The 15,708-nt window shown below is 67.0% G+C and carries 9 protein-coding genes; 6 read left to right on the top strand and 3 right to left on the bottom strand.

All coding sequences use genetic code 11. The annotated features are described in order from the left end of the window. The first annotated feature begins 2 nt into the window (after positions 1–2). Positions 3–3,536, top strand: coding sequence for a M4 family metallopeptidase (locus VFE28_12740; protein ID HZM16860.1), 3,534 nt, complete (start codon positions 3–5; stop codon positions 3,534–3,536). A 298-nt stretch (positions 3,537–3,834) separates the two neighbouring features. Beyond that, positions 3,835–5,763: a FlgD immunoglobulin-like domain containing protein gene (locus tag VFE28_12735; GenBank protein ID HZM16859.1), complete on the top strand. Its 1,929-nt coding sequence runs from the start codon at positions 3,835–3,837 to the stop codon at positions 5,761–5,763. 90 nt (positions 5,764–5,853) lie between these two features. On the opposite strand, the gene VFE28_12730 is transcribed toward VFE28_12735, so the two are convergent. Continuing rightward, positions 5,854–6,906: a class I fructose-bisphosphate aldolase gene (locus tag VFE28_12730; protein ID HZM16858.1), complete on the bottom strand. Its 1,053-nt coding sequence runs from the start codon at positions 6,904–6,906 to the stop codon at positions 5,854–5,856. Between the two features lie 147 nt (positions 6,907–7,053). Further along, entirely contained in the window at positions 7,054–8,178 is a 1,125-nt protein-coding gene (locus VFE28_12725; GenBank protein ID HZM16857.1) for a glycosyltransferase family 4 protein, read from the bottom strand. Between the two features lie 149 nt (positions 8,179–8,327). Here VFE28_12725 and VFE28_12720 point away from each other — a divergent pair, with 149 nt between their 5' ends. From VFE28_12720 to VFE28_12710, 3 genes are all read left to right on the top strand, one after another. Beyond that, positions 8,328–8,804, top strand: a complete 477-nt coding sequence (locus VFE28_12720) for a YkvA family protein (protein HZM16856.1) — start codon at positions 8,328–8,330, stop codon at positions 8,802–8,804. Positions 8,805–9,182: 378 nt separating this feature from the next. Then, positions 9,183–10,361, top strand: coding sequence for a pyridoxal-phosphate dependent enzyme (locus VFE28_12715; protein ID HZM16855.1), 1,179 nt, complete (start codon positions 9,183–9,185; stop codon positions 10,359–10,361). After that, on the top strand, positions 10,358–11,467 hold the full coding sequence (locus tag VFE28_12710) for a DUF1611 domain-containing protein (GenBank protein HZM16854.1): 1,110 nt from the start codon (positions 10,358–10,360) through the stop codon (positions 11,465–11,467). Before VFE28_12715 ends, VFE28_12710 begins: the two co-directional genes overlap by 4 nt. 66 nt (positions 11,468–11,533) lie before the next feature. Here VFE28_12710 and VFE28_12705 read toward each other — a convergent pair whose 3' ends face one another. Beyond that, positions 11,534–12,517: an FkbM family methyltransferase gene (locus tag VFE28_12705; GenBank protein ID HZM16853.1), complete on the bottom strand. Its 984-nt coding sequence runs from the start codon at positions 12,515–12,517 to the stop codon at positions 11,534–11,536. A 412-nt stretch (positions 12,518–12,929) separates the two neighbouring features. Between VFE28_12705 and VFE28_12700 the strand changes: the two genes are divergently transcribed. Next, positions 12,930–15,371: a creatininase family protein gene (locus VFE28_12700; protein HZM16852.1), complete on the top strand. Its 2,442-nt coding sequence runs from the start codon at positions 12,930–12,932 to the stop codon at positions 15,369–15,371. Positions 15,372–15,708 lie beyond the last annotated feature (337 nt).

Raw genomic sequence — 15,708 nt, 5'->3', positions numbered from 1 at the left:
TCATGCTGCACTGTTTCCACCCGGGCAGAGTCCTCCTGCTGGCCACTTTGCTGCATGGCGCTGCACCGACCACGCCGGCGAGCGCCTCATCGTTACGGGTGTGGCCCGGCACGACCGGAGCGACGAGTCTCGAAGCGTTGTGGTCGCGACCGGCAACCTGGGAAACCGTACCGCTCGCTGCAAGTGCAGTCGCTTCGAAGCCCCCAGCGAACGCCGTGCTGAACTCCGCCGCGAAAACACCCTTCGCAACGCGCCTGGCCCGCATCGAAGCGGCGCGCCATCCCGTGGATCCTGCTGCGGTTCTCGCCGAAGGGGATGCGCTCCGCGCCCGACTCTCCCAGCTCCGAAGCGCGGCTCACAGCACCTCCGCTTCGTCGTCGAAGAGCACCCTTTCCTCGAGCCCAACGTCGCTGTTCAGGCAGACCGATGTGCGCATCGTGCGCCATGAGGGTCGAGCCCTCTTCATGACCGGCGACGACCTCGGAGGGGCTGCCTCCGCCTCTCGACAGGCGGCCGCCCTGGATGTCGCCGTGGCAGCTGCCGAGGGATTCTGGCAACGCTGGGCCTCGACGCTGGCCCTCGCTGCCCCCGCCGACGAGCTCCAGCTCCTGGCCACGCAGACCGACGCGCTCGGTCAGACCCATCTACGTTACCAGCAGGTGTACCGGGGTCTCGAAGTGTGGGCCTGCGACGCCTGGGTGCATGTGCAGGACGGGAACGTCATCGCCTTCAACGGCCGGCTGGCGCCGACTCCCCGTGGCCTCGACGTCGCGCCGCGGTTTGCCGCTGCCGCCGCCCGCCCCACCGCTTGCGCCGCGGTCGAGGCAACGGCTCGAGGCACCGCGACCCAGCCGCAAATCGCCGCCTCTGCCTCCGCCACCGACCTCGTCGTCTTCCTGCAGGACGGACAGCCGGTGCTGGCCTGGAAGGTGCGCGTCCAAGCAGGTCTCGATGTCGTCGAGGACGTTTTCGTCGATGCCCAGAGCGGCACCGTGCTGCACTCCACCAGCCTCGTGGCCAGCGACGGCCCTGTTTCCGGTTCCGGCAACGACCTCTTCGGCAACAATCGCGCTCTCGACCTCTATCAAGTCGGCGCCGACTACTTCAACATCAACGCCGCGAAGCCGATGTGGAACCCCGCGTCCAATCCCCCGCAAGTCGTCAAAGGGGGAATCCGAGTCCTGGATGCCCGGAACGGCGGCGAGGGCAACCTCTTTTTCTCCGTCTCGAACAACCCCAACGACTGGACCGGCAAGGCCAACCAGGTCAGTGCGGCCGCCAACGCCTCCGTCGTCTACGACTACTACAACAGCCGCCACGGCCGTAACAGCATCGATGGAGCGGGCGGCACGATGGAACTCGTCGTCAACTTCAAGAGCAATTTCAACAATGCTTTCTGGAACGGCCAGCTCATGGTGTTCGGCAATGGGGACGGCAATGCCTTCTCCGATCTGGCGGCGGCACTCGACGCCACCGGACACGAGATGTCCCACGGCGTCGTGGAACGCACGGCGAACCTCGTCTATGAATTCCAGTCCGGCGCCCTCAACGAATCCTTCGCCGACGTCTTCGGCACCGCGGCCGAATTCTTCGCCAACCCGGGAACGGCGAACTTCCTCATCGGGGAATCGATCACGACGCCCGGTACGGCAGGCGACGCGCTGCGCAACCTGGAGGATCCTGGTGCTCCCAACGTGGCGTTCGGGGGGCAACAGCCGGGCAACATGTCGCAATACCGCGACCTGCCGATCAGCGAGGACAAGGGCGGTGTGCACATCAACAGCGGCATCCCGAACCGCGCTTTCCACCTCGTGGCGACCAGCAACGCGCTCGGCGCCACGGCCGTGGAGCGCATGGGCAAGGCCGAGCGCATCTACTATCGGGCCCTCACCTTGTACCTGACCCGCTCGGCGCAGTTCATCGATTGCCGCCTGGCGGTCATCCGCGCCGCCGAGGATCTCTATGGCGCTGGCGGTGCGGTGGCGCAGGCTTGCGCGCAAGCCTTCGACGCCGTCGGCATCACCACCGGCGAGCCTTCGGAACCGCCACCGACCTTGCCGCCCGTCGAAGGAGAGGAGTGGTTGACCGCCACCGATTCGGGCAGCGGCCAGCTCGTCCGCTTCAAGCCCGACTTGAGTGTGGTGGAGACCGTGTCCAGCGTCGGCGTCGTCAACAAACCGACGCTGACCGAAGACGGGCAGACCATGGTCTTCGTCGACGCCGCCCATCAACTGCGCGCCGCGAACTCCAACGGCACCGGCGAGCACGTGATCTCCACCCAGCCGGTGTGGTGGAACGTCTCCCTCGCCCCCGATGGGAGCTCCTTGGCCGCCACCACCACCGCCTTCGACGGGCGGATCTACCTCTTCGACCTGGACACGCCGGCGAACGACCGTGTCTTCGTCATCAAGAGCCAGAACTATGGCGGCGAAGGCGACAATGCCGCCTTGTTTGCCGACGTCCTCGATTATTCCAACGACGGACACTACGTGATGTACGACGCCTTCAACATCGCCGTCCTCGCCGCGGGCGATACTCTTTCCTACTGGGATATCAACGTCATGCGGGCCGAAGATGGTGACATCACCCGCGTCTTCCCGCCCCAACCTCCTGGCATCAGTATCGGCAACCCGACTTTCTCCCCCGTGTCCGACTTCGTCATCGCTTTCGACTACCTCGACGAGACGAACAATGTGCGCGTCCTGGCGGCGGATCTCGAGCACGGCGCCGTCGGCCTGGTCACCAACAACTTCCTCTCCACGGGACGTCCCACCTTCGCGCCCGACGCCAAGACGATGGCGTATCACTACATCGATACCTCGGGGCCGAGCATCTGGACGGTGTCGCTGGCAGCGGACGGTATCACCGGGACCGGGAACGACCGGTCGATCGCCACCGGCGGCTTCGATCCCTTCTGGTATGCCATCGGGTCGCGGACGCCCGTCGTCCTTTCCAATCTCACCGCCAAGAGTCATGGCGAAGACGCCGTCGTGGAGTGGGAAGCCAGCCTCGACGCCGAGTTCCGTGCCTTCGTCGTGCTGCGGGATCTGGGCAACGGCTTCGTCGCGCGCAGCAGCGAGCTCACCGACCCGGCTCGCCGGCAAGGGGAAGCGAGCCTGTGGCGCTTCGTGGATTCCCTCGCCGACATCGGGGCCGCCGCCAGGGTGCGCTACGCTATCCTCGGCCTGGACCGCGACGGCGAGAAGCAGCTCTTGGGCACCGTGTGGTTCGACCCCAGAGCGACCGAGAACGTGCCGCGCCCCGTACGCCTGTACCCGAACGTGCCGAATCCGTTCAATCCGAACACGCGCATCGTGTTCGAGCTCGGCAGGCGGCAGCGTGTCAGCCTCTCGATCTTCGACGCCGCCGGGCGGTCGATCCGGACGCTCTGGAGCGGCGTTGCCGAGCCCGGACCGCACACCCACACCTGGGATGGTCACGACGACCATGGCGGTGTGGTGCCCTCCGGGATCTACTTCGCCCGGCTCCTCAGCGAGGAAGGAACGCACCTGCAGAAGATGACGCTCTTGCGCTGAGGACAGGCCCCAGGCTGCAGGCCGAATTGCTGGTTTCCTCCCAGCCGGAGATTCGTGGCGGCATGGCGCGCCCTTCCGTGACCCGATGAAGGCCCGCCCTCGGCCTTCGCCGCGGCATGATTCCTGCCTGGAGCGGTCAGGCGCGAACCCGTTCGATGGGCGCCCATGAGGTCGATCTTTCGCCCGGTTCGCCTCCCACAACTCAATTGTGCTTCGAGTCCCAGAGTCTGCGGCCTGGCGAAACCGCGCGCGCCCCTCGGCCCGAGATCGGACCACCTTCAGTGGTCGAAAGGCCGTCGTGAACCGTCCAGCATCGTGGTTGGCGCTGAGCACCGTTGCGTTGACCGCCGTCGTGAACACCGCCCATGGCGATTGGGCCTCGGACGGCATCGCCGTATGCACCTCCGCAGGGGTGCAATTGTCCCCGCAGCTGACCTCGGACGGGAGCGGCGGGGCGATCATCGTTTGGGAAGACAAGCGCACCCCCATGAGCCTCATCTACGCGCAGCGCATCGACGCCTCGGGGACGCCTCGTTGGACCGCCGATGGAGTCCTCGTCTGTCCATCCCAGTTCGGCCAGATCACCACGCGAGCTGTCCATGATGGGACGGGAGGAGCCATCATCGTCTGGGAGGATGTGCGTAGCGGCGTCGCCAACAAGGACCTCTACGTGCAGCGCCTCGACGCCGCGGGTACGCCCCTTTGGAACGCTGCGGGCGTAGCCATCTGCCGAGCCGACAACGACCAATCGGGGCCCAAACTGGTGTCCGACGGAGCCGGGGGCGCGATCATCGCTTGGTCGGACGGCCGCAGCGGCGTGGGCGACATCTACGCGCAGAGGATCAACGCAGCGGGCACGCCGTTGTGGACCGCCGATGGCGTGGCGGTGTGCGAGGCGACGGACAGCCAGGGCGGTGTCGAGCTGATCGCTGATGGCTCCGGGGGAGCCGTCGTCATCTGGACGGACTTCCGCACCGCCGCCACCACCGCCCAGGACGTCTACGTGCAGAGGATCAACGCCTCCGGTGGAGCCTCTTGGACCGCCAACGGCGTGGCTGTCTGCACCGCCGCGGGCAATCAAACCGGTACGAAGCTGATCTCGGATGGTAGCGGGGGGGCGCTCATCGCCTGGCACGACAACCGCACCGGCACCCTCGATGTCTATGCCCAACGGATCAGCGGCTCCGGCGCGCTGCTCTGGAGTGCCGACGGCGTCCCGGTCTGCACCGCCTCGGGCCCGCAGTTCAATGCCCAACTGACCACGGATGGAGCCGCGGGCGCCCTGGTGTCGTGGCAAGACCAGCGGACAGGGAGTGCCGACGTCTACGCCCAGCGCCTCGACGATACCGGCAATACCCTTTGGGCCACCGACGGGGTGGGCATCGCCACCGCTGCCGACGCCGACGCGTCCCCGAGCTTGGTCGCGGTCGAGGGCGGGGCGGCCATCACCTGGCAGTCCGTGAAGCCGAGTGGCGACTCAGACGTCTACGCCAAGCGCGTGGGTGTCACCGGCAACCTCGATGCCCCCAACGCCGTGTGCACCGCCCCCCACCCTCAGGGTACGCCGCGGTTGATCGCCGATGGGGACGGAGGCGCCATCATTACGTGGGACGACGACCGCGGTCGTGACTACGACATCTACGCTCAGAAGCTGGATGGCCCGACCTCGATCACGCTGCAAGAGTTCAACGCCGCGTCGAGTTCGGGAAGCGTGCTGCTCACCTGGCGACTCGCGATGGAAGCACTGCCGCTCCTCGAGCGCATTCAAGTGCAGCGTGCGCTCGCTGCCGCCGGACCATGGGTCGACCTCGCCAGTCAGCAGCCGAGTCTCTCGATGTCCTTCGAGGATACCCAGGTGTCGCCGGGGCAGACGTATTGGTACCGGCTCCTCCTCCTAGGCAGCGATGGTGTGCAAGCATCAGCCCCGCTGAGCGCCGTCGAGGGCGCTTCGGCCTGGCGCACGAGACTCTACCCGCCGGTCGAGAATGCCGACGGGGTGGTCTTCCGCTACGCCCTCGCTGTCGCAGGACAGACGCGTCTCGAGATCCTCGACGTCTCCGGGCGTCGCGTGCGCACACTCCCACAAGACTTGCGTCCGCCCGGCGAGTACCTCATGAGCTGGGACCGGAACGGCGAGGCGGGCACGCGTGTGGCTCGCGGGGTCTACGTCGTGCGGCTGCAAAGCGGCGCCGTGGCCACGGCGCGCAAGCTCATCCTGGTGCGATAATAGGCCTCGTAGTCTGGGAACAATCGATTCCCAAAATGAAGGGCGTGCCGCCACTCGGTCCCGCAGCGCGAAGTCCTCGCCCCACCGACGTCAGGCGATGGTGACGTGCGGCGATAGGTACACGTCCTGGATGGCGTGGAAGAGAGCCACGCCATCACGCATCGGCTTCTGGAAAGTCTTCCGCCCCGAGATGAGCCCCATGCCGCCGGCGCGCTTGTTGATGACTGCGGCGCTCACGGCATCGTAGAGGTCGTTCGCCCCGGCCGCGCCCCCCGAATTGATCAGCCCGATCCGCCCCATGTAGTTGTTGACCACCTGCCAGCGGCAGAGGTCGATGGGGTGGTCGGTCACCAGCTCGCCGTACACCTTCTTGTGCGTCTTGCCGAACTGCAGGGCGTTGAAGCCGCCGTTGTTCTCCGGCATCTTCTGTTTGATGATGTCGGCCCCCAGCGTCGCGCCCAGGTGATTCGCCTGCCCCGTGAGATCCGCCGCCGCATGGTAATCCGCTTCCTTGGTCTTGAAGGCGGCGTTGCGCAGGTAGCACCAGAGGATCGTCACCAGCCCCAGCTCGTGGGCATTTTGGAAGGCCTCGCGGATCTCCTGAATCTGCCGCCGCGACTCCTCCGAACCGAAGTAGATGGTGGCCCCGACCGCAACCGCGCCTAGGTCGAAGGCCTGCTCGACGCTGGCGAAGAGCGTCTGGTCGAAGGTGTTGGGGTAGGAGAGAAGCTCGTTGTGGTTGATCTTCAGGATGAAAGGGATCTTGTGGGCGTATCGCCGGGACACAGTACCCAAGTTGCCGAGCGTCGTCGCCACCGCATTGCAGCCGCCCTCGATGGCGAGCTTCACGATGTTCTCCGGATCGAAGTAGAGCGGATTCGGGGCAAAGGAAGCCGCCGCAGAGTGTTCGATCCCCTGGTCCACCGGCAGGATCGACAGGTAGCCCGTCCCGGCCAGCCGGCCGGAGCCGAAGAGTGCCTGCATATTGCGCAGGGTCATGGGGTTACGGTCCGACTGCAACCACACGCGGTCGACGAAATCGGGCCCAGGCAAATGCAGTTGGTCCTTCGCGATCGTGCGGCACTGGTGCTCGAGGAGATGTTGCGCCTGTTGTCCGAGCGTGGCCGGGATGTCGACGGACATGGAAACCTCCTGCGCTCCAGGAACGACAAACACGCGGTGCACCGAGCCGCGCCATGAACCGGCGCCCTTGAAACGATGGCCGCGGAAACCGGCCGCAAGACTAGCACTCCGCTCCGAGGACGTCACCGGCCAAGACCGGGAGGAGCATCAGCGCGCCAGCGCAGCCGGCTGCTCTTGCAGCAGGTGGTCGTACACTGCGGCGACGCTGGAGGCGACGACACCCCAGTCGTAATCGCGCGCCCGCTGCCGCGCCGCCGCGCCGAGCCGCGCCCGTAGATCGGCGTCCAGGATCAAGCGGCGCAATGCCTCGGCCAGACCCTTGGCGTCGCCCGGGTCCACGAGGAGCCCGTGCACCCCCGATTCCAGGTATTCCGGGATGGCGCCGGTGCGCGTCGAGACCACAGGTAGGCCACTCGCCATGGCCTCCAGGTTGGCGATGCCGAAGCTCTCGTTCCGCGACGGGAGGACGAAGAGGTCGGCGCGCTGCAGGAAACCGAGCTTCTCTCGCCCCAGCCTGGTGCCATGGAAGCGCACCCGCTCGCCGAGGCCGGCGGCGCGGTACAGTTGCCGGTAGTGCAGCAGCTGGCCCCTGTCCTCCTCGCCACCCACGATGTCCAGCTCGAAACCTGTGCAGCCCGTGCGAAGCAACTCCTGCACCGCCTGCAGGAGCTCGTCGAGGCCTTTGCGGGCGCTGACGAAACCGAGGAAGAGAAGACGCACGCTGCCCTGGTCTCGAGGCACCGTGCGCTCCGGGAAAGCGCCAACGTGGATGGCGTTGGGCACCACGTGGACCCGACCGGGCGCGGCGAAGCCTTCCACCAGCGCGCGCCAGCCCGCGCAAGGAACGACCACGCCGCTCGTCCCCTGCAGCACCCGGCGCGCTGCACTGGCGCGGCGCGGCGAGAGCCCGAGGAGAAAGCGGTCGAAATCTCCACCGTGGAGATGGAAGAGGCACGGGAGCGCGTGACGCCGCACCATCCGCGCGAACAAGGCCTTCTCCCAGAAACCGAGATGCGCCGACGAGTGGATGTGGACGAGAGCGGGCCGCTCGCGCCGCAGGCTGCGGGCGAAGCGGCCCATGAACTGCAGGCTGAGCAGGGGGCGCAGGCCGCGCACGTGGCGGTAGGCGGCAGGGACGCGCACGGTGAATGGGCGCATCTCGTAGCGCTCGGCGACGGCCGACTGCAGCAGGCCCTCGAGGTAGGCGGCGATGCCGCCGTCGATGGGCGGTGGAATCGGCCCAACCTGGAGGATGCGGGGTTTCTCGGGCACCGCGGCGTCACACCTCTTCCCCCCGGCCATGATGCCGGGAATTCCCCCAGCCATGGTGCCGGAAAAACGCCGCCCGACCAAGGGTGGACGGCGCGGCGGGTGCGGATTATCCTCCTGCCGTGCGAGAGGCGAACCCGGACGGAACCATCATGAGCTCAGAGACGCCCCCGGATGACGAGGCCGAAGGGCAGCGCGGCGAATCGGCGCAGCTGGAGCCCGAAGAGCCGGACGCGCCCGCCAGCGACAAAGAGCGCTGGCGCCAGCTCGCGACCTTCGTGCCGCGACTCGTCCAGCTCGTCTGGCGACTGCTCGCCGACCCTGAGGTGCCGATCCTGGACAAAGTCCTCCTCGGTGCCGCGGCCGCCTATGCGATGAGCCCCTTCGATATCTTCCCCGACTTCATCCCGCTCCTCGGCCAGATCGACGACATCTACCTCATCGCCATTTGCCTGCTGCGCTTGATGCATCGGAGCGGCGAGGACAAGCTGCGCCAGCACTGGGAAGGGCCCGAGGACATCGTGCAGTTGCTGCACACGGTGACCGACGTGGCCACCCGCATCCTCCCCGGCGGCCTGCGCGAGCGCTTGCGCCAGTGGGTCGAAGCCGGCCCGCAGGCGCCGGTATGAGCACCCGCGCGGCCAGCGCCCCCTGAACTCTGGCAGGCGCGGCCCTTCCCCCGGATCCAGGCACTCGGGCCGTCTTCATTGGCAAGGATGCACACCCTCCAGGACTCGCTCACGGCGACATGGAAGGACCATGAAGCGCCCCTCGTCGTCCATCGACACTGCGGGGCGTTCCTGTCCGGTTCACGAGCCCCTGCTTCCCCCCTGACCCGCGAATGGCCCCGAGCTTGCTCTGGACGACACGGGAGGAGCACCGCCATCTTGAAGTCGACTCGCGACTGCATTACTGTTCGCCCGTCCCGCACCACCAGCGCGCGGGACGGAGAGGCCTCCCGGACGAGCAACTCGTTTCCGGGCAACGCCTCCGACGCGAGGAAGACGATGCCGGACGATCCCGATCCTCACCCCCGAGCTCCCGCCGACACCGCGGCGGCCGCCACGTCGGCGCCCAACGGCTCCTCCACCGTCACCACCGAGACCGCTAACGGCATCGACCTCGGCTCGCAGTACTACGTCTTGGACGGCGGCCAGGTCATTGTCCCGGAGCTGGACGCGCACCGCCGCAAGGCCTCGAATCGCGATTTGCCCCTGGTAGAGCGCCTGGAAGCCTACGAGGACATCATCGACTCGGAGATCGGCGACACCGCGCTCACCCGCTTGCGGAACCTGGAGCGCGAGTTCGGCCTGCGGCAGATCTACGCCAAATTCGAGGGCAGCAACCCGTCGGGGAGCCAGAAGGACCGCATCGCCTTCGCCCAGGTGCTCGACGCCATGCGGCGTGGCTACGAAGCGGTGACGGTGGCCACCTGCGGCAACTACGGCGCCGCCTTGTCGGTGGCCGCCGAGCTCGGCAGCCTGCGCTGCATCGTCTACATCCCGCTCAACTACCACACCAAGCGCGTGCAGGAGATCGAGGAGCGCGGGGCAACCATCGTCCGGGCCGGGGAAGACTACGAGGAAGCCGTGGCGCTCTCCCGCGCCCGCGCCGAGGTCGAGGAGATCTATGATGCCAACCCCGGGGGCCCGAACACGTCCATCCATCTGCGGGCCTACGGCGAGATCGCCTACGAGATCTACGATGATCTGCGCGACGCCCCGGCCGTGGTGGCCGTGCCGGTGTCGAACGGCACCACTCTGGCTGGAATCCACAAGGGTTTCGTCAGCCTCTACCGGCGTGGCAAGACCTCGCGTGTCCCGCGCATCGTGGCGGGTTCGTCCTTCCGCAAGAACCCCATCGTCCAGGCGTGGCTGAACCGCAACCCGCGCTGCGAGAACCTGCACCCGCGCTTCGTGCGCGAGACCCCGATCAACGAGCCCCTCATCAACTGGCACTCCATCGACGGCGACCACGCCCTCACCGCCGTGCGCCAGACCGACGGTTGGGCAGCCAACGCCTCCGACAAGTCGTTGCTCGACTTCGCCAAGCTGATCCGCGAGCGCGAGGGTTTGAACGTGCTGCCTGCCTCGACCGCCGGCCTCGTGGCGCTCCTCGAGCGCCACCGGCGGGACCCGCTCCCCGGCGACCGCTACATCGTCATCCTCACTGGGAGAAAGGCGTGAGCGCCCTGCCCGAAGGGGACGCGATCGTCTACTGCCAGGGCGCCTTCGGAACCACCAACGGCAAGACGGCGCACGGACTCGTGCGCCGCACGCGGCGTTACCGGGTGCGCTGCGTCGTCGACGCCCGCCACGCCGGCGCCGATGCCGGGGCGATCCTTGACGGCCGGCCGGCGGGGATCCCGATCCATGCGAGCGTGGAGGAAGCCATCGCGGCGACGTCGGCCTCGGGCCGTCCGGCGACGCACCTCGTCGTCGGCCTCGCCCCGGACGGCGGGCGCCTGCCGCCGGCGGCGCGGGGCGAGATCATGACGGCGCTGCGCGCTGGGCTGCACGTCGACTCGGGCCTGCACGACTTCCTCGGCGACGATCCGGGGATGCGGGCGCTCGCGGCAACGTCGGGGGCACGCCTGCGCGACGTGCGTCGGCCTCCCGACCGCAGTACGCTCCACTTCTTCAGCGGCAAGATCGAGGCGGTGACGAGCCTCAAGATCGCCGTCCTCGGCACCGACAGCGCCATCGGCAAGCGCACTACCGCCTGGATCCTGGTCGACGCACTGCAGGCGTCCGGATGGAGGACCGAGCTCGTCGGCACCGGGCAAACCGCGTGGATGCAGGGCGCCCGTCACAGCATCGTCCTCGACTCTTTAGTGAACGACTTCGTCGCCGGCGAGATCGAGCACGCGGTGTGGAGCGCGTGGAAGGAATCGGGCGCTCAAGTGATCGTCATCGAGGGACAGGGGAGTCTAATGAATCCCGCCTACCCCGGCGGTTACGAGATCCTCGCCGCCGGCAGGCCCGATGTCATCATCCTCCAGCATGCACCGGCGCGCCGGGAGTACGACGGCTTCCCGGGTTATCCATTGCACTCGCTGCCACAGCAGATCCAGGCGGTCGAGCTCATCGGCGGCAAGCCCGTGGTCGCGATCACCGTGAACCACGAGGGTCTCGCACCGGCGGAGATCCCCGCTGCATGCGCCGCCATCCGCAACGAAACGGGCCTGCCCGCTTGCGACCCCCTTGGCGACGGCGTCAGCCCCGTCCTGACTGCCCTCGGCCCCTGGCTGCAGCGGCAAGCTCCCGGGCTCACCGCCGAGTCCTCCCGCTGAAGCATCCCGAATCGAATGGGTGCGGACCGCTCGCTTGCCCGAGGGGTCGGTAGGCACGAGGATGCATCAAGCCGGCTGGGAATGCTGCAGCACTGGAGAGCCCGCTGGCCGCCTCAGCCGCCCCGACGCTCCGGCTTCGAATTCCGCCTTCTCGCAGTCGTGCAGGGCGAGGAAGTTCATTTCCGTGCGTTGCTCCGGACCTTCGGCTCGCATCCAAGGAGTCGGGGTAAGGTCACCGTTTTCTTCGATCCGATACAACCCGTACCCCAGGTCGCGAACGAACGCCTCCAAGGCCTCCGTCCGCCGCTTCCGTTCGGCGACGATGTCCTGCCTCTCGGCCGTGGTGATTTCAGGGAAGACCCTCGCGTCGGTCTCGAGATGGAGATAAGGCAGGACTTCCAGCAACAGGATCGGCTTGTGTCTCGCGATCGTCTCGCGCAGGCCCCGGACGACCTCGAGCTCCCCACCCTCGACATCGATCTTGATCATGCCGATTTCGTCCAGTTCGCAACGGCGCAAGACCTCGTCGCCGGGCATGAGGACGACATGCTCGCGGCTTTGAAAGAAAGCCTTGGGGCGGAATCCCGGCGTCGTGCTGGCACAGACGTCATAGTCGACGTTGTAATGCAGCTCGGCGATGCGAACCCGATCGGACAAGCCGACGGGCAGTATCTGACAGTGTCGCAGACCGTTCAGTTCGAGCAAGCGGTGCAGATAGGCACAACAACAAGAGCTCGGTTCGAAGCCGATGTAGCGGTGCAGCTGGCCCGCGACCAGCGTGACCAGGAGAGTTTGGCCAATGTTGGCGCCGACATCGATAAACGTCCCTTTCCGGCAATGGGTGAGCCAGGCAAGCAGGGGGTACAGAACCTCCCGTTCCACCTCGATGTTGCCGTAACCCACGCCGTTGATGATCGGAACCTTGAGGCTCGCCGACGGGCCGTGCAGTCGAACGATACGAGAAGTGTGCTGGCGAATGCGCCACGAGCTGCCGGCGACCCGAAGATAAGTACGGTCGATCAGGGACGGCATGCGGACTTGAACGCTCATAGGAAACACCGGGGGGGTCGGAGTCTGCGGCGTCGCTGGGGAGTGTAGCATCGCCGCCCCGGAACTCCTCCATTTTGTCCCGCACGCGTCGACGATATCGGGGCCTTCCTGACACCCCTGGGGGTGACTGGAACGCCTGCACGCTGCGTGACGGCCGAGCCCCCTCACTGAGATAATCCCCGCGACTCCGGCACCCGGCGTGCTCGTCCTCGGGTGTGGCTTCGCCACCGCCCGCGGAGCGGCCGGGAAGCGTCCAGCGAGGTTCGAACCCACGATGCCGCCCAAGAAAAAGACACTCCGGCGTCCACCTGTCGCTTCTCCGGCCGCGAGCCGGAAGTCCGGGGGCCGCCGCCACGCCCGCCCGGTCCCCGCAGCAGCCTCTGGCGGAGCGGATGCCTGGAATTGTCTGCACGTGATCGACCGTCTCGAGGTCGGCCCGGTGCGCCTCGAACCGCACCGCCTCGTCACTCCTTACACCCTCATCCGCAAGGGCAAGGCAGCCAGCACGGAGCACATCTACCGTTACGAAGAAGAGGTTTTCGATCCCTCCGATCCCGAAGGCCTAGCCCTCGCTCGGATGATGGCGGCGCAAATCGCGATCAACTACGGCCTCTTCTGCGAAGAGATCGTCTTCCACGGGGACTACGACGCCGCCGACCGCGACTTCATCGAGAAGATGATGGAAAACACCTCGCGCGAGATCGCGGTCAAAAAGTTCCTGCAGCCGAACCCGTTCCTCCTTGGCCCGGCGGCGTCGTTGCCCGTGGTGCGACCGTCGCGCTGGACGCACGCGCGCTTGCGCTTCACGAATGAGTCGGTGGGCACCGCACCGCGCCGGCGGCCTCCCAGTAACGACGATGCGCGGGCCACTGCCGGCTGGAGCGCCCGCCAGGAGAGTGTCGCCGTGCTCTCCAGTGGCGGCAAGGACAGCCTGCTCTCCTTCGGTCTCCTGCGCGAGATCGGCCAGGAGTTGCATCCGATCTTCATCAACGAGTCGGGAAACCACTGGCTGACGGCGCGCAACGCTTACAAGCATCTCGCTGTGGAGCATCCCGGCACCGCGCGAGTGTGGACGAACTCGGACCGGGTCTTCGCTTGGTTCAAACGGCACCTGCCCTTCATCCGCCCGGATTTCCTCAGCGTACGCGCCGACGACTACCCGATCCGCCTGTGGACGGTGGCGGTGTTCCTCTTCGGCGCCCTGCCGCTCCTCCGCAAGCGCGGCATCGGCCGGCTCGTCATCGGCGACGAGTACGACACCACGAGACGCGCCGTTTTCCAGGGCATCTCCCACTACGACGGCCTCTACGACCAAAGTCGGTTCTTCGACCGCGAGCTGAGCCGCTATTTCCAGCGTCGGGGCTGGGGAGTGCGGCAGTTCTCCTTGCTGCGGCCGCTGTCGGAGTTCCTGGTGCAGAAGATCCTGGCGCGGCGGTACCCCGATCTCTTCGTGCACCAGGTGTCGTGCCATGCGGCGCACCTGGAGGATGGGCGCGTGCGTCCCTGCGGCAAGTGCGAGAAGTGCAGGCGGATCGTGGGGATGCTGGTGGCGTCGACCGTCGATCCTGCGCTCTGCGGCTACACGCCGGCGCAGGTGGAGAACTGTCTCCGGGCCCTGGCCACTGCCGGCGTGCATCAGGAAGCCGACTGTGCCTCGCACGTCCTCTACGTGCTGCAGCAGAAGGGGCGGCTGCCGGCCGGCGAGGGCGTACTGCGGCCGCGCAGCCATCCCGAGGTCATGCAGCTGCGGCTCGATCCGGAGCGCTCGCCTCTCGACGACATCCCGGAGGACCTGCAGGAGCGCTTGCTCCGCATCTATCTGAGCCACGCGAAGGGCGCGGTGCGTCGCGAAGGGCGGGCCTGGGTGCGTTGCGACGCCTTCGTCGAGGTGAACCGGGCGGCACATCCCGCTGGTCCCCAAGCACAGCCTTCGGTGGGTCCCCAAGCGTCACTTCTCGTCGCCTCTCGGGCGCACGATTCCGCCGAATCACAGGCGCGGCATTCTGTCGGTCCCCAGGCACCACCCGACCAGGCGAAGCCCGATGGGTCTGCTCCGGAGCGCTCGCCGACGCCGGAGCGTTTCCTCTGGGGTGAGCTCACCTGGCCGGAAGCGAAGGAGCGGCTGCGCAAGGTGGACGTGGCGTTGCTGCCGGTGGGCGCCATCGAGCAGCACGGCCCCCATCTGCCTCTCGACACGGATTCCTACGATGCCGAGCACTTGGGACGTGAGGTGGCGGCGCGCTGCAAGGAGCCGAGACCCCTCGTTCTGCCCCTCATCCCTTACGGCGTGTCCTATCATCACGAGGATTTCGCTGGCACTGTGAGCATCGGCCCTGAAACGCTGTCGCGCCTGGTCTACGAGATCGGCATGAATCTGGCGCGGCAGGGCATCACCAAGCTCATCGTGCTCAACGGCCACGGCGGTAACTCCCCGGCCCTGCACTTCGCCGCACAGTTAATCAACCGCGACGCTCACATCTTCACCTGCGTGGACACGGGGGAGACGAGCGACGCCGATGTGAATTCCATGGCGGAGACGCCGAATGACGTGCACGCCGGCGAGATCGAGACGAGCACCACGCTCGCCACGCGTCCCGAACTCGTGCGGCTCGACAAGGCGCGCAAGCTCGTGCCGAAGTTCTCCAGCGACTACCTGGACTTCACCTCCAAGCGCAGCATCACTTGGTACGCCCGCACGGCCCGCCTTTCCTCGAGTGGCGTGCTCGGCGATCCCACGAAAGCGAGCCGCGAGAAAGGCGAGAAGATGTGGGAGGTCATGGTGCGCAATCTGGTGGAGCTCGTGGAGCACCTGAAGGGCATGAGCCTGGACGAGATCTACCAAACCCGCTACTGAGGGGCGGCGCAACTCACGAAGATCACCCGGCTCGAGGGAGGCGCACGCACCCTCACGGGGCTCAAACAACGCCGGGCGGAAGCAGCCCCTCACTCCTGGCGATCACTCGGCCGCCCGCGTAACTCGCCCGTGAGGGTGCGTGCGCCTCCCTCGAAGGGTTCGTGGCATGAAGATCACGCGTGTCGAAGCCTGGCCGGTGACGATGCGGCTCTCCGAGCCCTACGCCATCGCTTACGAGAGCATCGAGTCCACGACCAACGTCTTCGTCCGCCTCGAGACCGACGGCCCCTACGTGGGCTACGGCTGCGCGGCGCCCGATCTGCCCATCACCGGTGAG

This window comes from Candidatus Krumholzibacteriia bacterium, from assembly GCA_035649275.1.
GTDB lineage: Bacteria > Krumholzibacteriota > Krumholzibacteriia.
The sequence above is the reverse complement of the archived record's forward strand: the minus strand, read 5'-3'. Positions and strand labels throughout refer to the sequence as shown.